Source organism: Flavobacterium aestivum (assembly GCF_026870175.2).
Classification (GTDB): Bacteria; Bacteroidota; Bacteroidia; order Flavobacteriales; family Flavobacteriaceae; genus Flavobacterium; species Flavobacterium aestivum.
In genome coordinates this window covers 2,102,622-2,128,526 of sequence record NZ_CP113977.2, presented here as the reverse complement: position 1 = coordinate 2,128,526, position 25,905 = coordinate 2,102,622, and the positions used below count along the sequence as shown (strand labels likewise).

At 33.2% G+C, this 25,905-nt stretch carries 17 protein-coding genes; 15 read left to right on the top strand and 2 right to left on the bottom strand.

Features of this window, described 5'->3' with window-relative positions:
* The first annotated feature begins 18 nt into the window (after positions 1-18).
* From OZP08_RS09155 to OZP08_RS09110, 10 genes are all read left to right on the top strand, one after another.
* Complete coding sequence (locus OZP08_RS09155; RefSeq protein WP_281323543.1) at positions 19-1,143, top strand: PepSY-associated TM helix domain-containing protein; 1,125 nt, start codon at positions 19-21, stop codon at positions 1,141-1,143.
* Positions 1,144-1,499: 356 nt separating this feature from the next.
* Positions 1,500-2,999, top strand: a complete 1,500-nt coding sequence (locus OZP08_RS09150; RefSeq protein ID WP_268849323.1) for an ankyrin repeat domain-containing protein — start codon at positions 1,500-1,502, stop codon at positions 2,997-2,999.
* An 87-nt stretch (positions 3,000-3,086) separates the two neighbouring features.
* A complete protein-coding gene (locus OZP08_RS09145) occupies positions 3,087-3,569 on the top strand; it encodes a DUF2271 domain-containing protein (RefSeq protein ID WP_268849322.1) in 483 nt (160 codons plus the stop codon).
* A gap of 214 nt (positions 3,570-3,783) precedes the next feature.
* Positions 3,784-5,982: a PepSY domain-containing protein gene (locus tag OZP08_RS09140; RefSeq protein WP_281323542.1), complete on the top strand. Its 2,199-nt coding sequence runs from the start codon at positions 3,784-3,786 to the stop codon at positions 5,980-5,982.
* Between the two features lie 516 nt (positions 5,983-6,498).
* Positions 6,499-7,428: an FAD:protein FMN transferase gene (locus tag OZP08_RS09135; protein ID WP_349293472.1), complete on the top strand. Its 930-nt coding sequence runs from the start codon at positions 6,499-6,501 to the stop codon at positions 7,426-7,428.
* 410 nt (positions 7,429-7,838) lie between these two features.
* Positions 7,839-10,142 carry a TonB-dependent siderophore receptor gene (locus OZP08_RS09130; protein WP_281323540.1) on the top strand — a complete coding sequence of 768 codons (2,304 nt, stop codon included), beginning with the start codon at positions 7,839-7,841 and terminating at the stop codon, positions 10,140-10,142.
* 336 nt (positions 10,143-10,478) lie between these two features.
* Entirely contained in the window at positions 10,479-14,549 is a 4,071-nt protein-coding gene (locus OZP08_RS09125) for a response regulator (protein WP_281323539.1), read from the top strand.
* The gene (locus OZP08_RS09120) at positions 14,550-15,362 is read left to right on the top strand and encodes a CheR family methyltransferase (protein WP_281323538.1); all 813 of its coding nucleotides are present in this window, start codon (positions 14,550-14,552) and stop codon (positions 15,360-15,362) included.
* Positions 15,363-15,364: 2 nt separating this feature from the next.
* Positions 15,365-15,922, top strand: coding sequence for a chemotaxis protein CheB (locus tag OZP08_RS09115; RefSeq protein WP_281323537.1), 558 nt, complete (start codon positions 15,365-15,367; stop codon positions 15,920-15,922).
* On the top strand, positions 15,909-17,039 hold the full coding sequence (locus OZP08_RS09110; RefSeq protein ID WP_268849312.1) for a hybrid sensor histidine kinase/response regulator: 1,131 nt from the start codon (positions 15,909-15,911) through the stop codon (positions 17,037-17,039). Before OZP08_RS09115 ends, OZP08_RS09110 begins: the two co-directional genes overlap by 14 nt.
* An 80-nt stretch (positions 17,040-17,119) precedes the next feature.
* Here the strand turns inward: OZP08_RS09110 and OZP08_RS09105 are convergent, their stop codons facing one another.
* Complete coding sequence (locus OZP08_RS09105) at positions 17,120-19,753, bottom strand: valine--tRNA ligase (RefSeq protein WP_268849311.1); 2,634 nt, start codon at positions 19,751-19,753, stop codon at positions 17,120-17,122.
* A 164-nt stretch (positions 19,754-19,917) separates the two neighbouring features.
* Between OZP08_RS09105 and OZP08_RS09100 the strand changes: the two genes are divergently transcribed.
* Complete coding sequence (locus OZP08_RS09100; protein ID WP_268849310.1) at positions 19,918-20,307, top strand: DUF1573 domain-containing protein; 390 nt, start codon at positions 19,918-19,920, stop codon at positions 20,305-20,307.
* Between the two features lie 59 nt (positions 20,308-20,366).
* Here OZP08_RS09100 and OZP08_RS09095 read toward each other — a convergent pair whose 3' ends face one another.
* Positions 20,367-21,656 carry a PDZ domain-containing protein gene (locus OZP08_RS09095; RefSeq protein ID WP_281323536.1) on the bottom strand — a complete coding sequence of 430 codons (1,290 nt, stop codon included), beginning with the start codon at positions 21,654-21,656 and terminating at the stop codon, positions 20,367-20,369.
* Positions 21,657-21,819: 163 nt separating this feature from the next.
* On the opposite strand from OZP08_RS09095, the gene OZP08_RS09090 reads away from it, so the two are divergent.
* The 4 genes from OZP08_RS09090 (at position 21,820) to yidD (ending at position 25,882) form a co-directional block, all read left to right on the top strand.
* Positions 21,820-23,037 carry a pyridoxal phosphate-dependent aminotransferase gene (locus tag OZP08_RS09090; protein WP_268849308.1) on the top strand — a complete coding sequence of 406 codons (1,218 nt, stop codon included), beginning with the start codon at positions 21,820-21,822 and terminating at the stop codon, positions 23,035-23,037.
* A gap of 197 nt (positions 23,038-23,234) precedes the next feature.
* Positions 23,235-23,906: a GTP cyclohydrolase I FolE gene (folE, locus tag OZP08_RS09085; RefSeq protein ID WP_268849307.1), complete on the top strand. Its 672-nt coding sequence runs from the start codon at positions 23,235-23,237 to the stop codon at positions 23,904-23,906.
* A 190-nt stretch (positions 23,907-24,096) separates the two neighbouring features.
* Positions 24,097-25,575, top strand: a complete 1,479-nt coding sequence (gene cysS, locus OZP08_RS09080) for a cysteine--tRNA ligase (RefSeq protein ID WP_281323535.1) — start codon at positions 24,097-24,099, stop codon at positions 25,573-25,575.
* Positions 25,576-25,633: 58 nt separating this feature from the next.
* On the top strand, positions 25,634-25,882 hold the full coding sequence (yidD, locus tag OZP08_RS09075; protein WP_281323534.1) for a membrane protein insertion efficiency factor YidD: 249 nt from the start codon (positions 25,634-25,636) through the stop codon (positions 25,880-25,882).
* The last annotated feature ends 23 nt before the right edge of the window (positions 25,883-25,905 follow it).

Below are 25,905 nucleotides of genomic sequence, written 5' to 3'. Positions count from 1 at the left end.
AATTTTATTTTTATAAAGATGAGTCTAAAAAAAAGGATAGGAAAAATACATTTATGGCTGGGGTTATCTTCAGGCATAATTGTTTTTATACTTGCCATTACAGGTTGTTTGTATGCTTTTCAGGAGGAAATTCAAAATAGTACAGAAGAATATCGTTTTGTCGAAAAACAAAACCAGCCCTTCCTCCTTCCTTCTCAGTTGGAACAGATTGCCAGAAAAGAACTTCCCGGTAAATCCCTTCATGCGATTAAATATAATGGTGCCGAAAAATCTGCAGAAGCCATATTCTTTCATTACGAACCAACTTATTATTACATAGTATACCTAAATCCCTATTCTGGTAAAGTACTGGAAACCGCGAATATGGACGAAGGATTTTTCAGATTCATCCTCGACGGACATTTCTACCTTTGGCTACCTCCAGAAATAGGGCAAATTGTGGTTGCCACTGCAACATTAGTATTCCTAGTTCTATTACTTTCGGGGCTTTACCTTTGGTATCCCCGAAATAAAAATGCGACCAAGCAACGCTTTAGATTCAGATGGAAAAAAGAAACAAAATGGAAACGCAAAAACTATGACTTACATAATATCACTGGTTTTTATGTGCTTCTAATAGCTCTTATTTTTGCCATTACGGGTTTAGTTTGGGGATTTCAATGGTTTGCGTACTCTTATTATACTGTTATTGGTGGCGAAAAATCATTGGTTTATCAAGACCCGGTTTCTACCAAGAAAACAGTTCCTCCAAGTAAACCATTGGATAAAGTTTGGGCTCAAATGCAAAAAGAGTATCCACATGCAAAATCTATCGAGGTACATCCGCCAGAAAATGACAGTACGGCAATTGCAGCCAATGCCAATCCAGACGAAGGGACCCACTGGAAAACTGATTACCGTTATTTTGACCAATATACATTAGAAGAAAAAGAGGTCGAACACATTTACGGAAAATATAAAAATGCTGCCACTGCCGATAAACTAATGCGTATGAATTACGACATTCACACAGGAGCAGTATTAGGACTTCCCGGAAAAATATTTGCTTTTTTAATCAGCTTGCTTATTGCAACTCTACCTATTACCGGATTCTATGTTTGGTGGGGACGAAAGAAAAAAAAGAAAAATACAACAATCGCTTAGGCGCATCATTTAATATAAAAAAAACAGAAAGGTTTGGAGTAACTACTTTAAACCTTTCTGTTTTTTTATTGTCCAAATGGCGGATTTCAAAAAATCGTTATACTTCTTTGAATTAGAAATAGTACAGAAAGTCCTGAAATAAAAAAATCCACAAAAAAATTAAAAAACATTAAATAATCACCTCTTTAAAGGGCAATAATAATGCGTCATTGTAATATTAATTTCTATATTTGCACTATTTTTATTCAATCTAAATAATCCTTCAAAATAACTAATCAATAGTGCCGGGACTGATTTAGAAATTGATTAATCGAATAAATATATTACCCGTTAGACTACTAATAAATTTTACATATATGAAAAAGAATTTCTTTATTTCATTTTCCCTATTAGCCACTTTATTCGTTAGTGCGCAACAAAAAAATACGCTTTTGGAGCAATCATTCTGGAAAACAACTCCAGATGTAACCGCCGTACAAGCAGAAATAGCAAAAGGAAACAATCCATCTGAGTCTAATGACAGAGCATTTGACCCAGTTGTTCTCGCTATAAATAATGATGCCCCAAACGCCACCATAAAATTTTTATTGGAACAAGCCGGAAATGGAGTTAATAAATCAACTCACGATAATCGTATTTATCTTCACTGGGCTGCCGCAAAAGGTAATCTGGAAATCGTTGAATACCTTATTGCAAAAGGATCAAATATTAATTTAGAAGATAGTCACAGTAGTTACCCAATCACAGCAGCTGCCAGTAGCGGACAAAAAAACACTGCAGTTTATGACGCACTTTTTAAAGCCGGAATAGACCCAAAGAAAAAATATCAGGATGGTGCAAACCTACTGCTTATGGCTATACCGTATGACAAAGACCTTACGCTTACCAACTATTTTATTTCTAAAGGAATGTCTCTTAAAGACATAGATAATAATGGCAATACCGCTTTTAACTATGCCGCAAGAACTGGTAATATTGCTTTGCTAAAAACGTTATTGGACAAAGGAATAAAATACACAGATAACGCACTAATTATAGCAGCACAAGGTAACCGCAGAGAAACAAATACTCTTGAAACCTATAAATACTTAGTTGAAGATTTGAAAATAAAACCAACTGCAACCAGCAAAACTGGAGAAACAGTACTTCATTTTCTGGCAAACAAACCAAACCAAACCGAGATTATTAACTACTTTTTGGCTAAAGGAGTAGATGCAAATAAAGCGGATAACGAAGGAAACACTCCATTAATGGTTGCCGCTTCCGCAAAAGAGACTACAGCATTAGAACAATTATTACCAATTGTAAAAAATTACAACACTCAAAACGAAAAAGGAGAATCAGCACTAACAATTGCAGTTAAATCCGGAACTCCAAGTGCAGTAGAACTACTTTTGAATAAAGGTGCTGATGTTATGGTTACTGACAAAGAAGGAAATAATCTAGGAGCTTATCTGATACAATCTTACAGACCACAAATGAATCGTGGTCCTGAAGGTCAAAAACAAGATCCTTTTAGTACTAAAATACAATTACTTCAAGGTAAAGGATTAGATCTGGCCGCTCCTCAAAAGGACGGTAACACACTATTACATTTGGCTATAACCAAAAATGATTTAGCTTTGCTAAAGAAAATTGCCGACTTGAAAATCGATATAAACCTTAAAAACAAAGATGGTTTAACCGCTTTACACAAAGCAGCAATGATTTCTAAAGACGACGCTATCTTAAAATACTTATTATCTATTGGTGCCAAAAAAGACATAAACACAGAATTTGACGAAAGTGTTTATACCTTGGCAAAAGAAAATGAGTCTTTATCAAAAAATAACGTATCTATAGAATTTTTAAAATAATAGCTGAATAGCTGTAAGCTTTAAGCCGTAAGCCGTAAGCTAAAAACTCAAAACTTATAACTCATAATTCATAACTCATAATTAAATATGAAGTCAATACATAAAATAGCCTTAACAGCTGCATTAATCTTCTTTTTATCTTTCCAAGCCACAGCACAAACCAGTAAATACAAATGCATGCTCCAAATGTCAAACTATATGGGAGAAGGAGCTTACATCGTAGTATCGATTGTAAATGCCAAAGGCGATTATGACAAAACCCTATACGTAATGGGAGATGATAAAAAATGGTACAAAACCCTTAAAGAATGGCATAAATTCTATTCAAAAAAACCTACCGATATCAGTGCCAAAACAGGCGCTTCTGTAACAGGTGGTGACCGTAGCACAACTACATTAGAAATAGAAGATTCTAAAATAAACAAAGGATATAAATTGCGTTTTGAAACTGCTGTTGAAGACAATAAATACTACACAGCCGATTTAGAAATCCCCCTCACGACAGAAGCAATGGCAGAAAAAACAGAAGGTAAAGGGTACATCCGATACGTAAGATTGAATAAAATCTAAAAACAGATAGCTTTTGTTTTTAACCATATAAGGCAAATAAAGTCATTTAAGGGTTTGTAAAAACTAACTTATATGCTCTTATTTGCCTTATGTGGTAAACATTTTAACAGCAATCGTTTTTATTATTCACAACCATTAAGTCATGTACGTTTTATAAAAAAGCAACAAAACTTATATGCCTTATATGGTAAAATATTAAAAAAAATCATCATCAATGACTCTTTCTTTCTGGCGATACACACACTTAGCTCTGGCAGTGTTTTCATCCTTGTTTTTAATATTGGCATCCGTAACCGGTACTATACTTGCGGTAGATGCAATTCAGGAGAAAACGCCACCATACAAAGTCGAAAATTTCGAAAAAATAACGTTGGGAGAAACCTTGCCTGTCCTAAAAAAAATCTATCCTGAAATAACCGAATTAAGCATTGATCACAATCAGTTTGTAACATTACAGGCTATTGATAAAGATGACAATGATATCAATTCCTATATTGACCCAAGAACAGGAAAAACACTAGGCACACCCATAAAAAAAAGTGAATTCATTCAGTGGGTCACCTCGCTTCATCGTTCATTATTTCTAAAGGAAGCTGGGCGATTTTTTACCGGATTTATTTCGTTTATATTGGTTTTAATATCTATTTCTGGTTTTGCTCTCGTTATTAACAGACAAAGAGGTTTACGCAATTTCTTTTCTAAAGTCATCAAAGATTATTTTGCTCAATACTACCATGTTCTATTGGGTAGATTAGCATTGATTCCCATCCTAATAATTTCACTTACCGGAACGTATTTGACATTGGAAAAATTTAATTTTTTCATACCAAAAACAGATTCAGATCAAAAAACTGAAATGGTAAAGACCGCTCCTATTTCAAAAAAAGAGGCTGAAACATCGGTTTTTAATAGCATCCTTCTAGCTGATGTTGACAAAATTGAATTTCCATTCTCTGACGATCCAGAGGAATATTATATCATTAAACTAAAAGACCGAGAAATTGAAGTCGATCAAATTTCGGGAACTGTTGTAAGTGAAAAACTTTTTCCGATGACAGCACTACTATCGGATTTGAGTCTTGACTTGCATACCGGTAGAGCAAGTATTGTTTGGGCTATAATACTAGGAATAGCATGTTTAAACATTCTGTTTTTTATCTACTCCGGTTTTGCAATGACGCTAAAGAGAAGATCGAGTCGTATTAAAAACAAATACAAGGCCGATGAAAGTAAATTCATTTTGCTGGTAGGATCAGAGAATGGTAGTTCGCTACGATTTGCCAATGCTATTCACAAGCAATTGATTGCCCACGGAGAAAAAGTTTTCATCACTGAATTGAATAATTATTCAGCTTATCCAAAAGCGGAACACCTCATCCTATTTACTTCAACACACGGATTGGGAGATGCCCCATCTAATGGAAATAAATTTATATCATTGGTCAACAAAACCGAGCAACAGCAAAAAATCAATGTTTCCGTAGTAGGTTTTGGTTCGAAGGCGTATCCAGATTTCTGTGGTTTTGCGCGTGAAGCTGATGCTCTATTAGCAAAACAGAATTGGGCAGAACCTATCTTAGAATTACAAACCGTAAATGACAAATCTGCCGAAGAATTTGTTAATTGGGTAAAATTATGGAGCCAGAAAACAGGTCTTGCACTCTCTACCACTCCATCTCTATACAATCATGTTCCAAAAGGTTTACAGAAACTTATGATACTTGACAAAACTGCCATTTCTGAGACTGAACATACATTTTTACTCACGTTACGCGCCAGTATGAGAACCAAATTTAGTTCAGGTGATCTCTTGGCCATTTATCCGGCAAATGACACCAGAGAACGCCTCTACTCTATTGGCAATCACAATGGCAACATACAATTAGTGGTAAAACTGCATCCTTCAGGCTTAGGCTCAGGTTATTTATATAGTGTTGAACCTGGCACTGTTATAAAAGCACGAATCATCAGGAATGCCACTTTCCACTTTCCGGAAAAGGCTCCTAAAGTAGCTCTTATTTCAAACGGAACGGGTATCGCTCCTTTCCTTGGAATGATTGAGCAAAATAAGAAAAAGACAGAAGTTCATTTGTATTCAGGTTTTAGAAAAGAAACCGAAACCGTTTTGGGATATAAAAAATTTACCGCCGAAAGTATTCAAAAACAGCAACTCAAAAGTTTCCATCTGGCTTTATCACGCGAAGCAGAACATTATCATGTGATGGATCTTATAAAACGAGATGCCACTTTTTTTACAGATTTACTCATGCACGGAGGAGTTATAATGATTTGCGGATCACTTGCTATGCAAAAGGATGTTGAATCTGTCCTTAATGAATTATGTTTGGCAAAAACATCTATGTCTATTTCAGATTATAAAGCAAACGGACAAATACTAACCGATTGTTATTAAGTTTTTTTGAAGCAGAAAGATTTGATATTTTTAGGATAGATTACAAAGGACAACAGAGCTAAAGGAAAACATTTTTTATTTTTTCCCGACATCCAAAAAAGTAAAAAAAACATCCCAACAGTCGAAACAGAATCTGCGGAAATCTTTGAAAATCTGCGTAAAAAAATTAGCACGCAGATTTTCACAGATAATACAAAATCAAAGCAGAAAATATGGTTCTACCATGAATTGTGTGAGTAAGAAAGAAAAAAAATCACCATTAAGAGATTAAGAAAGATTAAGTTTTCTAGGGCTTAATGAATCTTAATAACTTAATGGTGCAAAGAAAAATTAAATTTTTAATTTTTAAAACCCACACGATTGAGTGTAGAACCGAAAAAACATTAAGCATAACACAACCTATATATTATGAAGTTGAGATACATTTTTAACCTAAAACAATTTCTATTTTTCAGCTTACTAATATGTAGTATTTCCAGCAACAGTCAAGTTTTACGAAAAAGAACAACCCTGCTTATGGGAAGTAGATTTGACATTACTATTGTAGCAAAAGATTCGCTTGAAGCAGAACAAAATATAGATGGCGTTATTGCCGAAATCACCCGAATCGAATATTTAATATCCGATTGGAAACCCAACACACAAATATCCGAAGTAAACCAAAATGCCGGTATTCGTCCAGTGAAAGTCGACAAAGAAGTTTTTGAACTCACCAAAAGAGCCATTCATTTTTCTGAAATTACCAATGGAAGTTTTGATATCAGTTTTGCGGCAATGGACAGAATCTGGAAATTTGACGGATCAATGACAAGCATGCCTTCTGCGGAGGCCATTAAAAAATCAGTAGAAAAAGTAGGCTACAAAAACATAGTTTTAGATAGCGTTCAGTCTACCATTTTCCTAAAACTGAAAGGAATGAAAATTGGGTTTGGTGCCCTTGGTGAAGGATATGCCACCGACAAATGTCGGGACATGATGCTCGCAAAAGGAATCAACGCCGGAATTGTAAACGGATCCGGAGATATGAGCACTTGGGGAAAACAACCTAATGGAAAGAATTGGAATATCGGTATTACAAATCCCTTTCATCCAGACACCCTTTTAGCGATTGTTCCGTTAGGGCAAGAGGCTGTAACCACATCAGGAAGCTATGAAAAGTTTGTTGTTTTTGATGGTAAACGCTATTCACACATTATCAATCCTGCAACGGGATATCCTGCAACAGGACTTTGTAGTGTCACCGTTTTTGGTCCCAACGCAGAAACAGCAAACGGTTTAAGTACCTCCTTAATGGTGTTAGGAAAAACAGCTGGCTTAAACTTACTCAACCAATTCCCCGGATATAGCTGCCTGATGATTACTGATGATGGAAAAGTAGTAAAATCTAAAAATTTAAAAAACAAAAAAATAAAATGGAACAGGTTGAAATCCGTTCCCACAAAATAAGCCCAACCTATTGTCCAGACAAAACCTTTTTTGAAAGCTACCATAAAAAGGGAGGCACTGAAAAACGCTTTTAGCATGATTTTCATAATCTGTTATAAGCGTTTTTTTTAATATGTCAGTTTTATGCAATACGTCAGTGATCTTTTTAGCATAAAATGACATAAAAAACAGCCTCATCTTCTTTCTGAAGACGATGTTTTGATTTTTACAGAAATAAAAACAGAGATTTATCTTACTCAATAACTAAGAAAGGGTACTTATTTCATTAAAAAACAATCCATAATACACTAAAAAACAACCTATTAAAACAACGTTAAAATATTATTGATATTTAATCTAAATAAGCTTTGTCAATCGATAATTGAAAACTATATTTGCATAGTTATTTTTAATTATTCCAAATAAAGAAAATGAAATATATTTTACTCCCCCTAACTTTCTTATTATTCTGTTTCAATAGTCAAGCCCAAGAAACAGCAAGTAATACGAACAACACAAATAATAATGACATCTATTATTTCTCTTCAGACACTATAAAATCAGCTAATGATACCATAAAAAAAAGAAGAGGAGAATACTTAAAAGAAGTTATTGTAACCGCCAATAAGCAACAAAAACCGGTTACAGCCTTACGTTCAGGTTTAAAACCAATGGATACACCACAAAGTGTACAAGTAATTGGATCTGAAATCATAGAACAACAACAATCAATCCGTCTTAGTGAAGTTCTTAAAAATGCTAATGGGGTTTATGTAAGTTCAGCCCGTGGTGGAGCTCAAGAATCTTTCTTCTCAAGAGGATACGATATGTCTGCCAACAACATGTTCAAAAATGGTTTCCGTTATAACTCAGGTTCTATTCCTGATGTAGCATCTTTAGAGAAAGTTGAGTTCCTTAAAGGAGGTTCAGCTTTATTATATGGTAACGTAGCTCCTGGAGGAATCTTGAATTTAGTTACTAAAACACCATCTTTCAAGAGCGGTGGAGAAATTTCTATGCAAATGGGAAGTTATTCTTTCTACAAACCATCTGTTGATTTTTACGGACCTTTAAATAAACATATAGCTTATCGATTTGCAGGTTCTTACGAAAACTCAGAAAGTTTTAGAGATGTTGTAAAAAACGAACGTATTTATGTTAATCCATCTTTGCTTTTCTTGGTAACTGATAAAACTCAAATTACGGTTCAAGGAGATTATTTAGATGCTGATTGGACTCCTGATTTTGGAACAGGAATTATCGGAAAAGAGATTGTAGATGTACCACGTAACAATTTTTACGGTGCGCTTTGGTCTACTGGTAACACGACATCAGCAAGTGCTTCGGTATTGGTAAACCACGACTTTAACAAAAACTGGAAATTGAATTTCAATAGCTCTTTCCAAACTTACAACAGAACCCAATTATCTACTGCTCAATTATCTAATTTAGACGACACTAAATTATATCCAGTTCCTGGTACCTGGAACAGAGGATTAACACAAAACAAAAACTTGGAGCAAATTCTTGGAGATCAGTTAAGCTTACAAGGAACATTCAATACAGGTAGTGTTAAACACCAAATATTTACTGGAGCAGATTGGGAAAATTCATTTGCAACAGCTTATACTTTTGCCTTCAATGAGAAACAGATAAAAATTAATGGAAAATATGATCCTACTCTTTATGACACTATAAATCTTTATAATTTCGATCCTTCAACACAAAGAAATGATATACCGAACTCAAGAATAACACAAATTGCTAAAACAGAAACGAATCGTTTTGGAGCCTATTTTCAAGATTTAATTTCGGTTACTGAGCAAATTAAAGTATTAGCAGGTATCCGTTGGTCATGGCAAGAAGCTGAAGTTACAACATATAAAGAAACAGCAACGGGTGCTGGAAATCCGGAAAAAGCTACACCAACAGTTACACCAAAACGTTTAGACAATGCATTTTCTCCTAAAGTTGGTTTAATTTACCAACCTACAAAAGATATGTCTTTGTTTGCTAGTTATTCAAGCTCATTTACACCAAACACAGGAACTACTGTAGATTTGAAACCAATTGAAGCTTCTATCATAGACCAATATGAAGCAGGTATCAAAAAAGATTTCTGGAGAGGAGTTTTAAGTACAAACGTAACTGTTTACCAAATTGCCAACAATAATTTAGCTCAAACCGCTTTACAGGCAGACGGAACACCATATGCTGACACAAGTATTAAAATGCTAACAGGAAAAACAAAAAGTAAAGGTATTGAAGTTGATATTACAGCAAGACCTTTCCAAGGCTTAAACATCATTGCAGGTTATAGTTATAATGATATGCGTTATACTGAAACTTCTGGAAAAAACGGAAGTTTCATCGAAGGGGATAGAGTAGCAAGAACACCTCAAAACACAGCCAATTTAAGCTTTTTCTATACATTACAAACAGGAATCTTAAAAGGAATGTCACTTGGAGCAATAGGAAACTATATTGGCGACCGTATCGGAGGTTGGAATAACCAATACGACTCTACTAAACCTGATGGAATTTGGTACAGAGAAATTCCATTAGAAGGATACACTACTCTTGATTTATCAGCAGGTTATACTTGGAAAAAATTCTCTATCCTTTGTAAATTATCAAATGTTACAAATGAGTTGAACTATACTGTACACGAAAACTACAGTGTAAACCCAATCGCTCCACGTCAAGTATTGACAAGCTTAAGATATAAATTCTAAAAAATACCGTTAGTTTATATATTGCAATAAAAACCGCTTTTTCTGAAGCGGTTTTTTTGTTTTATAAAAGTACACCTATCACAACAATTCGTTTATACTTTTTACTCAAAAATCATTTACAATACTATTTGTTCGCTCAGCAAACTGACTTTTTTAACTAAGATTTAAAAAAGTAAAACTTAGAATGCGGTAATAAATTAGCAGTAGAATCGCGGCTAAAAACTCAAAAAGCTTTAATGATAATTTATCGACAAACTACATTTTTATTCTTTAAACTACTTTATATTAGAATATTAACAATAAAAACATTACCTTAGATGAACCAAATCTAAAGTTATGTGGAAATCATTATCAGTTAAATCGCAGTTGATTTTAATTCTGTTAATACCAATTTCAGGATTAATTTATATGACCATATCCAATATTAGATCATCTCTGGATAATTATAAAATTATCGGCTCTAGTATAGAAAACATAAAGAATATTGCTTTACTCTCAAATGGAATATCCATAATTAGTAACGAGAGAGATTTAAATTATTATTCTTATTATGACTCCTCAAAAAGATATCTACTTCCGGAAGCAGAACGAAAAACAAATGAATGGTTTTCAAAATCCAATAGTAAAGACACCGTAATTTCTAAAAATTTTAAATCTTTACAAGCCTCCATATTAAATCTTCAGATCAATATTGAAGATAAAATAGAAACACCAACAACCGCTTATATTAAATACGTACATTTTAATGAAGTATTAAGCAATCTGATTGAACGGGAAATAGTCAATTGCAAGTCTCCGGAATTGACTAAACTGGGCAATAACTACTATAACTATGTAATATTAAAAAATGTAGCATTGCTAAAAAGAGCAGCAGCTTTGCAAACTCTAATAAACAATAAAAACAATGAAGCATTATCTAACTCACTATTAGAACATTATTTTAATGCAAAGGAGTATGAAGCCGTTGTCAATTTTAAATTAGTAAATTTCAGACTTGATGATTTAAATAAAGAATTACTCAAATTTAAAAACTCGAGTAAAGTAGCCTCTTTCAATGTTGATTCTGAACTTATTATTGAAAGAAAATCAGAGCTAGCTCCTGATTTATGGTGGAAAAAAACATCCGGAATTATAACCAAATATGCGAAATTAGAAGATGATAATTTAAGATTCATTTTAGATTTTGCAAATAAAGAAAAGCAATCAGCATTAGAGTCAATTATAGTTTTAGTTTCTATTTTATCGTTGTTTTTGTTAGTTACATTTTTCCTTATCTATAAACTAATAACTAATTTATCGACCTCTCTCCATTCAATAACATCATCGATAAAAAAATTATCACTTGGCGAAATTATTGAAAAACCAGCCTTTTCAGGCAATGCAGAGTTTGTTGCAATAAGTAATTCTTTTAATCAATTATTAGCGGCAATAAATGAGCAAATTGATCTATCATTAAAAATAAGCACTGGGAATTTTGGCTCTAAAATCAGCTTAAGAAGTGATAACGATACATTGAACAATTCGCTGAATACAATGTCACTAGAATTAAGCAGGCTACAAGAAGAGTCCGAAGAAGTTAGTCTCATGGAGAAAAATATAATTGAAGTAAATAAATCAATTGTAGAATCAAAAGACTTGTCTGAATTTGGAGCGAATATTTGTCAAACCATCGTAAAACAAACCCAAGGTTGTCAAGCTAATTTTTATATAATAAGCGCAAGCGATGATACCAATCAATTACACAAAATTGGAGGATATGCAGATGATGCATCTACACCTACTGTAATTACGTTTGGCGAAGGTTTAGTTGGCGAGGTTGCTAAAAGGAACCAACAAAGTTGCCTGAATAATTTGCCTAATAGTTATTCTTATATTTCATCTTCACTTGGTAAGTCACCTTATTACAATGTGTTAATCACTCCTATTTCCTATAAAAATGTGGTAATTGGAGTAATTGAAATTGGCTCACTGGAAAATTTTAATGATAGCCATAAAAAGTTATTACTAACTATATCTGAGTCGGTAGGAAGTGCAATCGAGGTTTTCATTCGTAATGAAGAATTAATACTATCATCCGATGAGATAAATCGTAAAAACAATATCCTTCAAGTTCAAGAAGAAGAGCTTAGACAAAGCAATGAGGAGCTAAACAAACAAACTTTATTGCTACAACAATCTGAAGAAGAACTCCGAAATCAAGCAGCCGAATTAGAACAAACTAATGCCTACTTAGAAGAAAAAGGAAGAGAACTTGAAAATAAGAACTATGAAGTTGGCCTGAAAAATGACGAACTGGTCATAGCACAAGAAGAATTAAATATTAAAGCGGAAGAAATTGCACAAGCCAGTAAATATAAATCCGAGTTTTTGGCGAATATGTCACATGAATTAAGAACACCGCTAAACAGTATTTTAATTCTTTCTGATCTTTTAAAAGAAAATATAGCTGGTAATTTATCCAGCTCACAAATTGATAATCTTTCAGTTATTAATTCCTCTGGAAAAGATTTATTAAATTTAATTACAGACATTCTGGATATTTCTAAAATTGAAGCTGGAAAAGTTGAAGTTTATCCGGAAGAATCTATAGTCGAAAGAGTCTATTCAGATATGGATGGATTGTTTAGAGTTCAGATGTTAAAAAAGAACATTGAGTTCACAACCGCTATTTCGGATGATTGCCCAAAAGAACTTTTTACAGATATCGGAAAACTGGAACAAATTCTTAAGAATTTCTTGTCTAATGCACTCAAGTTTACCCCAGAAAAAGGAAAAGTTTCATTATTATTTTCTTCATGCACAGATAAAAATGAATTTACATCAGCCTCACTATCTAAATTAAGCCCAAACAAAATTCTTTCAATACATATAGAAGATAATGGAATTGGTATATCCGAAGAAAATAAAACGAAATTATTCCAAACATTCCAACAAGCAGACAGTTCAACAAGTAGAAAATATGGCGGAACAGGATTAGGATTATTTATTTCAAAAGAATTGGCCATACTTCTAGGTGGAGAGGTAGATTTTAAAAGTGAATTGAATAAAGGAAGCAGATTTAGTGTCTATATCCCAGCAAATTTTCAAACAACTAGTGTCCCTAAAAAAAATGTGACAGTAATAGGCTCTGTTGAAAAAAATCACCCTAAGTCAGAAGAAGCACCAAAACCATCAGATGCCACTTTGGATTTAACAGAGAATTTGAATGATGACAGAAAAGAAGTAACTATAGATGATAAAACAATATTAATCATAGAAGACGACGCATCATTTGCAGAAGTACTATTACAAGTAGCTCATGATAACGGCTTTAAAGCGATTGTTGCTTATCAAGGAGAAACGGGTTATCAATATGCAAAAAAATACAAACCAAAAGCAATTATTTTGGATATGAAATTACCCGGAATAGATGGTTGGACAGTTCTAAAATGGCTAAAAGAAGATAAGGAATTACAGCATATTCCGGTACACGTAATGTCCGGTATGAATAGAGAGAAGCTTGCCAAAGAAATGGGAGCCTTTGATTTCCTCATTAAACCAATAACCACAGAAAAGCTAAAAAGCGCTTTTGCCTCGATTGATATCCAGATAAATTCCATTTTCAAAAAGGTATTGATTGTAGAAGATGATGTAAGTCTTAATTATTCAATCAAAGAATTAGTTCATAATTGTGATAGAAATGTCATTTGTATACAAGCCCATACATTCACAGAAGCTGAGAATATTCTAAAAAATGACGATATCGATTGTGCCATTATGGATATAGGATTACCCGATTCTAAAAACATTGATAATATATCAGCACTTAGAAAAGTATCCAAAAACAAAAACATTAATATAATCGTAAATACAGGAAAATCGTTAACCGAAGAGGACGAATTAGAACTCCAAAATAGTGCTGACAGAGTTGTTATAAAAACCAACAATGTTACAGAAAGATTAAAAGATGAGTTAATACTCTTTTTAGACATGGTTGAAACCTCCGATAAAAAAGAACACAAAGCTGGACCAAGTTTATTGGCTGGAGAAGTTCTTAAAGACAAGAATATATTGATTGTAGATGATGACATAAGAAATATATATGCCTTATCGAGTGCTTTGGCAACAAAAGGAGCATCAATTTTAACAGCTTTTAACGGAATCGAAGCTCTTGAAATGCTTAATAATAATGCTAACATAGATATTGTGTTAATGGATATTATGATGCCAGAGATGGACGGGTATGAAGCAACCCGAAAAATAAGAGAAAATTCTAAATGGAAAAACCTACCTATCATTGCGTTGACTGCCAAGGCAATGAAAAGCGATAGAGAAGAGATATTAAACGCGGGAGCTTCGGATTATCAGTCAAAACCAATTGATATCCAACAGCTTATTTCATTAATCAGTATATGGATTTATAAATAAATGATAGAATTTAACGACCTTGAAGAAATTGTTTTTCTAATACAAAAACAACACGGATACGACTTCGCTGACTACTCCAGAGCTTCGATGCTTAGACGTGTCAATCGATTTATGGAAATTTCCAATATGGGATCTATTGTCGATTTAAAATATGAACTAATAAATAATCCTGGCAACTTCAACAAATTTGTGAATGAAATAGTTGTCAATGTCAGTGAATTTTTTAGAGACCCTAGCTTTTTTAAATCTTTGATTGCTAACGTTTTTCCATACCTGGATAGTTATCCCAAAATAAGTATTTGGTGTGCTGGTTGTTCTTTTGGAGAAGAAACCTATTCCCTTGCCATTCTCTTAAAAGAACTGGGATTACAACATAAATCAAGAATATATGCAACAGACATAAGCTCAAACGCTATAGAAAAAGCAAAAAAAGGAATTTACTCCAATAAAAATTTCAAAGAGTATTCCAATAATTATTTTTCATGTGGTGGTAAAGAATCGCTAAATCAATATTTTATTTCTGATGGAAAAAAATCAATTATAAATTCAGATTTAAAAAAAGAGATCTTATTTACGCGCCATAACTTAGTTACTGATGGAGTTTTTAAAGAGTGTCAACTTATTTCATGCAGAAATGTGTTGATTTATTTTAATGAAGAATTGCAAGACAAAGTTCTGAATCTGTTCTATAATAGTTTGCCAATACATGGTTTTTTAGCATTAGGAAGCAAGGAATCTTTACGTTTTAGCAGCGTTTACGATAAATTCAAGGAAATCGATAGAGTTGAAAAAATTTACCAAAAAATCAAATAATTATGGAGATGATTGTCATTGGTGGGTCTGCAGGTTCTTTTAATATTATTTTATCAATTCTTAAAGGGTTAGATAAAAATATACAAGTACCCATTGTGCTTATTTTGCATAGACTAAAAAACTCAGACTCATCACTGGAAAAACATTTGCAATTAAACTCACATTATCAGGTAAAAGAAGCAGAAGACAAAGAATTTGCTAAAAAAGGATTTTTATATACAGCACCATCGGATTATCACTTATTATTAGAAGAAAACTGGAGTTTTTCATTAGACTCATCAGAATTAGTAAATTATAGCAGACCATCGATTGATGTTACTTTTGAATCATTCTCACATGTTTTAAAAAAGAAATGTTGCGGAATACTATTATCAGGATCCAATCATGACGGAGCAAAAGGCCTGAAATTAATCGCAGAAAACGGGGGAACAAGTATAGTACAAGATTGCATGGAAGCTGAGTTTAATGTAATGCCCAAATCAGCAATCAAAATTTATGAAAATCACGATGTGCTAACAGTAAACAATGTTATTAAAAAACTTAACCATGAAGCAAAATAGAAAACATACCATATTATTAGTTGATGATATGCCTCAAAATTTAATTGCTTTAAAAAGTGTTCTTGAACACCCGGAAAGAAAAATAATTACCTGTTTATCCGGAAATGAAGCTCTGCAAGTACTATTAAAAGAAAAAGTTTCCTTGATTCTTGTAGATGTACAAATGCCCGAAATGGATGGGTATGAATTTGTGGAAATAGTAAAAAATCATCCCGATACAGCCTATATTCCTACCATTTTTGTAACAGCAATAAGCGATGAACCAAAATTCATGAATAAAGCCTATGATTTAGGGGCAATTGATTTTTTATTCAAACCATTAATTACTGAAGTAACCCGCAAAAAAGTGGATTCCTTTTTACGAATTTGGGATTACGACCAAGAACTGAAATTATTGAATAGTAAGCTTCATGAAAAGAACGTAGAATTAGAACAGTTTGGTAATATTTTAGCACATGATTTAAAAACTCCGTTAGGAAATATTAAAGGCTTGTTGGAAATAATCGAAGAAGATCATTTTTTGAATCTAAAAGGAGAATCTGCCGAAATGTTTGAGATGGTAAAAACTTCTACAGCCATTATGTCTAATCTAATAGAGGATTTACTTCATTACACCAAATGTGTTCAGAATAATGAAGGAAAGGAAAATGTAAATTTATTAGCGGTTGCAGATAAGGTAATCAAACTCATAAACCCAATGGGTAATGTTCATATTGAAAAAGTAAATCTGGATAACAACATTATATTTCAACCACCAGCTATTCATCAAATACTATCTAACTTATTATCGAATGCAATAAAGTTTAATGACAAAGAAATCACCGAAATTAAAATAGAATTTAATACCAAAGAACGTACTCTATCCGTAATGGATAATGGTCCGGGTATTGAAGAAAAACACCATCAAAAAGTATTCGAAATGTTTCAGACATTAGGCAATAAACCCAGAGGCGAAAGCAGTACTGGAATTGGTCTGGGATTAGTAAAAAAATTGGTTGAGCGTAATGGCGTGAATATCAAAATAAATAATGCTCCAAGCTCTGGCAGTGAATTTTTAATATACGATTTGGTTGTAGAAAACGTTAATCAAAATTACAGTGAGATTCAAAAAACATAACGTATTTGATTCTAAAAATAAAAAATCCCAATCCTGAAAAATTTCAGAATTGGGATTTTAAATTATATAAAAGCTTTATGCTATTTTAGTCCAGCCAAACTTTGCTCCAATGTTGCAATTTTAGAAAGTGCATCAGCTTCTTTTTGTCTTTCATTTGCTAATACTTTCTCCGGTGCTCCATTTACAAATTTCTCATTAGAAAGTTTTGCTTGTACAGATTTCAAGAAACCTTGTGTATACACCAACTCAGCAGTTAATTTTGTAATTTCTTCCTCAACGTTTATATTTCCTGTAATTGGAATAAAATACTCATTCGATTTTACACGGAAAGACAAAGCACCATCTACTTTATCCGAAACGTATTCTAATGAAGTAATATTACCCAATTTGGTTATTACCGAATCAAAATAGGTTGAAAGCTTATCATTGTTAACCACTTTCAATTCAATAGTATCCTTAAACGGAATGTTTTTGTCCTTACGAATAGTTCTGATTCCTGAAATCACATCAATTGTGTTTTCAAAATCAGCAATTAATTGAGCGTTGAAAGGTTTCATTTCCGGCCAAGTCGAAACAATTAATGCCTCCTCAGTTGTTCTTTCTGCCAAGAATTGCCAAATTTCCTCTGTTAGGAAAGGCATAAACGGATGCAATAATTTCAAGTTATTTTCCAACATTTCTATCGCTTTCGCAAAAGTTACGCTGTCAATAGGCTGTTGGTAAGCTGGTTTTATCATTTCTAAAAACCAAGAACAGAAATCATCCCAAACTAATTTGTAGATTGCCATCAAAGAATCAGAAATTCTATATTTTTCAAAATTGTCTTCAATTTCCAAAAGGGTTTGTTGCAACTTAGCTTCATACCATTCGATAGCTACTTTCGAAGATTCTGGTTGTGAAATAGAATCCGATACTTCCCATCCTTTGATCAATTTGAAGGCATTCCAAATTTTGTTAGAAAACGCTTTTCCTTGATTGCATAATTCTTCGTCGAACATAATATCGTTTCCTGCAGAAGCACTCAAAAGCAATCCTACACGAACTCCATCGGCACCAAACTTTTCGATTAATTCTAATGGCTCTGGTGAGTTTCCTAAAGATTTAGACATTTTACGACGTTGTTTATCACGAACCAATCCCGTTAAATACACATTCGTAAAAGGTTTCTTTCCAGTATATTCATAACCAGCAATAATCATTCTCGCAACCCAGAAAAACAAAATATCCGGTCCGGTAACTAAATCATTAGTTGGATAATAATATTTAAAATCCGCACTCTCAGGATCCATAATTCCTCCAAAAACAGACATTGGCCATAACCAAGAAGAGAACCAAGTATCAAGGGCATCGACATCTTGCTTAAGATCGCTTATGGTTAATTGTGGATTGTTTGTTACTTCTTGGGCTAATTTCAAAGCTTCTTCAATAGTTTCGGCAACTACGAAATCTTCTTTGCCATCACCATAATAATAGGCTGGAATCTGTTGTCCCCACCATAATTGACGTGAGATATTCCAATCGCGAATATTGTTTAACCAATGTGCGTAAGTGTTATCAAAACGTTTTGGGTGCAATTTAATATCTCCATCTTCTAAAACCGCTTTGATAGCCGGTTTTACCAAATCTTCCATTTTCAAGAACCATTGATCAGACAAGCGAGGTTCAATCACTGCTTTGGTTCTTTCAGAAGTTCCCACTTTGTTAAGATGCGTTTCCGTTTTTGCCAAAGCACCACTATTCTCTAATTCTTGAGCAATTTCAGTACGAACCACAAAACGATCTTTTCCTTTGTAATGCAATCCAAAGCTATTCAAAGTTGCATCTTCATTGAAGATATCTACAATTTCAAGATTGTGCTTCTCCCCTAGAGTTTTGTCATTCATATCGTGAGCTGGAGTCACTTTAAGACAACCTGTTCCAAACTCAACATCTACATATTCATCTTCTATAATTGGGATCACTCTTCCACAAATAGGAACAATAGCTTTTTTCCCTTTCAAGTGAGCAAAACGCTCATCATTAGGATTGATACAAATAGCAGTATCCCCAAAAATAGTTTCTGGACGTGTTGTTGCTACTGTTAAGAAATCTTCTGTTCCTTCAATTTTATATTTAAGGAAATATAATTTTCCTTGTTGCTCTTCATAGATAACTTCTTCGTCAGACAAAGTCGTTTTGGCTTCAGGATCCCAGTTTACCATACGGTAACCACGATAAATCAAACCTTTGTTATATAAATCAACAAAAGATCTAATTACAGAAGCTGACATATCAGGATCCATAGTAAACTTAGTGCGTTCCCAATCACAAGAACAACCCAATTGTTTCAATTGTTCCAAGATAGTCCCACCATATTTATCAGTCCATTCCCAAGCGTGTTTTAAAAACTCTTCGCGTGTTAAGTCATTTTTATTAATTCCTTCTTTTTTCAATTTGGCAACTACTTTAGCCTCAGTAGCGATCGAAGCGTGATCAGTACCAGGGACCCAGCAAGCATTGAAACCTTTCAAACGTGCTCTACGAATCAAAACATCTTGAATTGTATTGTTAAGCATGTGCCCCATGTGCAAAACTCCGGTTACATTGGGTGGAGGAATTACAATGGAGTAAGGCGTTCTATGATCTGGTTCCGAATGAAAATAATTATTTTTCATCCAATAGTCATACCATTTATTCTCAATGGTTTTAGCGTCAAATTGTGCGGGAATTGTCATAAAAAAGTAACTGTTAAAACCAAAATCATACTTTGGTTTGATTTTTGCTATTCATATATAAAGGACAAAAGTAAATAATTAAGCACAGTATAAAAAGAGAAATAAAAAATTGTGTATTAATTAAAAGTAAGTACATTTACTTTTCTTTCAAATAAAATATGAAAATGAAAAAAATTGCAACTCTTATCGTAATGCTTTTAATCAGTAGCATTGGCTTTGCACAAAGCGGTTCAAAAATTGAATTTCATCAGGCAGACAACACTGTAGATTACGGAAAAATATACAAGCAAAGTGATAATGGAATACGTGAATTTACATTTACAAATACAGGAAATGCTCCGTTGACCATTATAGCCATTCAATCTACAGCTAGTTGTACAGTAACTTATAAACCAAGCCAACCTATTTTGCCTGGAAAATCAGATAGAATCGAAATCAAATACAATATGGTTCCTGGACCTATACGAAAAACAATAACTGTTGAAACAAATGCAGTAAACTATGAAGAAGGTAGAGTACCACTAAAAATTAAAGGGGAAGTCATACCTAATTAAAAAATTAAACTCAAAATAAAAACCGCTAATTGACAAAATTCAATTAGCGGTTTTTTTATTTATAAAATGTCCAATAGTTGAAACCTAAATCCCATTACTTGGCCATTTCTTTCTATTTCTAAATTAATCCATTTCTCTTCCTCAGACTTAAACATCTCATTTATTTTTTCTAAAGAATAATTATAAACGGGTGTTTTGTTAATGGATACAACAACATCCCCCACTTCTAAACCACAAAGATCAGCCGGTGAATTTTTTCTAATATTAGAAATCTCATAAATAGGTTTTAAACTAAATTTATATTTAAAGTTGTCTTTTGCTTTTTCACCAGCAGAATTATAAGTTGTCCCTACAGAAATAGGAACTGTCTCAAGCTTTACCGTTTCAGGAACCCATTGCAAACCATGATGCTGAATCTCCAAACCGCTTTTATTATAAGTAAAAGGCTCGCCGAAATCGGAGTTTTTCTTTAAATACAATTTCTCATTTTTATAATCAAAAACAACTGAGAATCGTTTTAAAATTCCACCGCCAATGGACCCCATTCTATTTTGAACCATACGAACACTTCTTACTGAAGCAGAGTCAGGAAAAGCAACTATAGGATTATCAAACGAATATTTATCAAATGCAAACTTAGAAACTCTTGCTCTTTTTCCTTCTATATCTCCGCTAAAACCCTTACCCAGAAAATCATCGAAATTTTTTGAAGGAACCTTTACATCTTCGGATAAATTTTGAAAAAGCCAAAAAGAATCACTATTTCCATTATCAATTAATAGCTTCACTGACACCTCTTTATCCATAAAAACATTTGCTAACAAATACGGTTTATGCTTTTCAACAGTAATTGGAATTTCATTATACTTTTTACGTATTTTATTGATATTTGCCTCATTGTTTTTAGAAACTACAAGCTTCTTTTTCGCATAGTTTATACTCACTAGATTGTCCTTAAAAAACTGGTAACCAATAATCCCATTAACAGGAATTCCTATTTGAGAGGATAAATTAAAACTCTCATCAAGAATAACATAAACAAGCTGATTCATTGCTTTCAAACCCTGAATACTCAAGATGTTATTGGTTGTTTTTAATCCTTCTACAGATTCTTTACTTCCTAAACCACGCAAATTTATTTTTTCAGAATTATAAAATTTGACGTTTGGATTATCTTCTAAACTAAAAAGAACAATTTCCTCAACACCAGTATCAAGCAAAAAATTCAACTCTACCCCATTGACCTCAATAGGCATAAAAATCAAATTATTAATCACTTTAATCGGTACATTTATTTTATCTACTCCCTTATCAAATACAAAATCATCCTGTGCGAAAACAGAGTTCATTTTTATTATGAACAATAATATTAAGCCTATTCTTATCATTTAAATTTGTTTCTATAAATATAATCAATTATACAATAATAATGTATGAAAAACAACAAAATAGAGGCAGTGATTGCGGTTAGTTTAGAAAATAAATTGCAAATTTGTAACTCAATCTAAAAACATGCCAAAAATATCATCTAAAGGGAAGTTAATGCCAGAATCCCCGATTCGCAAACTTACCCCTTATTCCGAATCGGCTAAGAAAAAAGGCCTAAAAGTATACCATTTAAACATTGGTCAACCTGATATAAAAACTCCAAAAGTCGCCATAAATGCCGTAAAGAACATTACGCTTGACATTTTGGAATACAGCCATTCAGCCGGTTTTGAAAGCTACAGAACGAAGCTTTCACAATATTATAAGCATCAAAATGTAAATGTAGATTTTGAAGATATCATCATTACATCTGGTGGATCCGAAGCACTTTTATTTGCATTAGGAACCACTATGGATCAAGGTGATGAACTTATTGTTCACGAACCTTTTTATGCCAATTACAATGCCTTTTCAGTTGCTTCTGGTGTTACCGTAATCCCTGTAACTTCTACAATAGAAACCGGTTTTGCATTACCTAGCGTTGATGCTTTTGAAAAAATGATTACCCCAAAAACAAAAGCAATTCTTATTTGTAATCCAGGAAATCCAACGGGATATATGTATTCTGAAGAAGAGATGATGCGATTGGCCGCATTGGTCAAAAAACATGATTTATTTTTGATTTCAGACGAAGTATATCGTGAATTCACTTATGATGGCGATGTACATTACTCAATAATGAACATCAAAGGAATAGAAGATCATGCTATCATGATTGATTCCGTTTCTAAACGTTTTAGCATGTGTGGTGCAAGAATTGGATGTATGGTTTCTAAAAATAAAGAAATCATGTCAACTGCAATGAAATTTGCACAAGCTCGATTAAGCCCTCCTACAATTGAACAAATTGCGAGCGAAGCAGCTCTTGACACTCCAAAGAGTTATTTTGACGAAGTCATTACAGAGTATAAAGACAGAAGAGACACTTTGATTAGTGAATTAAATAAAATTGAAGGTGTAATTGTAACTAAACCTAAAGGCGCTTTCTATTGCATTGCACAACTTCCTATTGACAATGCAGATGATTTTGCCCAATGGTTATTAGAAAAATATCAATTGAATGGTGAAACCGTTATGATAGCACCAGCAGCTGGTTTTTACTCAACACCAGGCATAGGTCTAAACCAAGTTCGTATTGCTTATGTATTAAAAAAAGAAGACTTGATTAGCGCAGTTCAAATTTTAAAAGAAGGATTAAGCATTTATAATTCTAAACAAAAAAGCGCTTTACTTCATATTTAAAAAATCGCTACATCCCTATAGATTAAAAAGGCAATAACACTAAAAATGGTATTGCCTTTTCATTTTCCTCATCAGTGCAAACAATCCTAAGATAAATTTTAGATATAATTAAAAGCAAAAACGATAGAAAATGTTTCCATTTTATTAATTATCTTTACAACTTTAAAAATAAACACCCATAAAAACAGTACCTCTTAATGATAAATAACGAAGAATTTCAAAACGAAATAGGAGACAATCATATCAGTACAAATGCTAATAATCCTGTAAGAAAGGATGCTTTTAACATTACAGATGAAGAGAAAATTGAAAGAATAAAAAAAGATGTCGAAAATATTCTACTAACACTTGGAATGGATTTGACAGACGATAGCATGAAAGGCACACCAAATCGTGTAGCCAAAATGTTTGTAAAAGAAATTTTTGGCGGACTAAATCCAGTAAAAAAACCAAAAGCCTCAACTTTTGAGAACAATTACAAATATGGAGAAATGTTAGTTGAAAAAAACATTACCCTCTACTCTACCTGCGAACATCATTTATTGCCTATAATTGGAAGAGCACACGTTGCTTACATCTCGAACGGAAGAGTTATTGGTCTTTCAAAAATGAATCGTATTGTAGAACATTTTGCAAAAAGACCACAAGTACAAGAACGTTTAACAATGCAAATTGTTCAAGAACTACAACAAGCACTTGGAACTGAAGATGTCGCTTGTGTGATTGACGCTAAACACCTTTGTGTTAATTCAAGAGGAATCAAAGACATTGAAAGCAGTACAGTTACTTCTGAATTTGGTGGAAAATTTAAAGATGCTCAAATAAAAAGAGAATTTTTAGACTACATCAAATTAGAAACTCCATTTTAGTATTTTTTCAAAAAAACATCATTGTTATCTCAAAATAACACAAAATTACTTCACAATACTTTAACTTTTTATTTGAGTTAAGTGAATTACATTTGTAGCCAAAATCCTTTTTTCTACTCTCAGTATTATAAAGAGATTAGAAAAAAGGATTAAAACTAAAACAGGAAAAAGTTCCAAAAAAATAAATTTTATGTCCTTATATAAAAGTCAGACCTTAAAAATATACAATTCTCTTTCAGGAGAAAAAGAAACATTTGTACCTATCAACGAAGGAAATGTTGGAATGTACGTATGCGGACCTACTGTTTACAGTAATGTCCATTTAGGAAACGTAAGAACTTTTATGTCATTTGATGTTATTTTCAGGTACTTATTACATTTAGATTATAAAGTACGTTATGTTCGTAATATTACTGATGTTGGACATATTGTTGACGATGTAGATGAAGGAGAAGATAAAATTGCAAAAAAAGCCCGTTTAGAACAATTGGAACCTATGGAAGTAGTACAACGCTACACCGTAGATTTCCATGATATCCTGAATGCTTTTAACTTTTTACCTCCTAGTATTGAACCTACTGCAACTGGACATATTATAGAGCAAATCGAAGTTATAAAAGCCATTATAGACAAAGGAATTGGTTATGAAGCCAATGGCTCTGTTTATTTTGACGTAGTCAAATTTAATGAGAATCACCATTACGGAGTATTAAGCGGTCGCAATATCGAAGATATGCTTGCCAATACACGCGATCTTGACGGACAATCTGACAAAAGAAACCCACAAGATTTTGCACTTTGGAAAAGAGCCGAACCACAACACATTATGCGTTGGCCTTCACCTTGGAGCGATGGTTTCCCAGGATGGCATTTAGAATGTACAGCTATGAGCACTAAATATTTGGGCACTCATTTTGACATTCACGGCGGTGGAATGGACTTAAAATTCCCACACCATGAATGTGAAATTGCACAAAATGAAGCTTGCACCGGACATACACCTGTTAATTACTGGATGCATGCCAATATGCTAACTCTGAATGGCAAAAAAATGGCCAAATCTACTGGAAACAATATTTTACCAGGAGAGATTTTAACTGGGGATAACGCTTTTTTAAGCAAAGCATTTTCAGCATCAGTAGCACGTTTTTTTATGCTACAGGCTCATTATAGAAGTATTCTTGACTTCTCAGACGAAGCAATTATCGCTGCCGAAAAAGGATATAAAAGATTAATGGAAGCAATGGAATCCCTAAAAGAGATTACTGCTAACGCAACAAGTTCTATAGACATTGCCACTTGGAAACAATTGTGTTATGATTCTATGAATGATGATTTCAATACACCAATTCTTATTGCACAATTATTTGAAGGTGTTCGTTTTATCAATTTATTAAAAGATGAAAAAGAAACTTTAAATGCGGCCGATTTGAAATCATTCACAACAACAATGCAAGCTTTTGTATTTGATGTTTTAGGATTGGAAGAAGAAAAAACCAACGGCAACACAGAAAAACTGGAAGGCGTAGTTAATATGCTTATCGACATGCGAAAACAAGCCCGAGATGACAAAAATTTTGCGTTGTCCGATCAAATCCGTGATCAATTAATAGCCTTAGGCATTCAATTAAAAGACGGGAAAGAAGGAACAAGTTTTAGCATTCAGTAATTAGGCAATAGTGATTAGCCATCAGGCATTAGTTAAATGAATACTAAACGCTCCATTTATGCTAAAAAAAATTCTCATCTACCCATTCGTATTGCTGGTACGGTTTTATCAGGGCGCTATCTCCCCTTTTACTCCTGCGGCCTGTCGGTTTGAGCCCACTTGTTCGAGCTATATGATTCAGGCATTACAAACTCATGGATTATTTTATGGAGGCTATTTAGGAATAAAAAGAATTTTGAGTTGTCATCCATGGGGTAGAAAAGGATATGATCCTGTTCCAGAAAAAAAATGCAATCACAATCACTGAAAAAGAAAACTTCTTACTTTTAG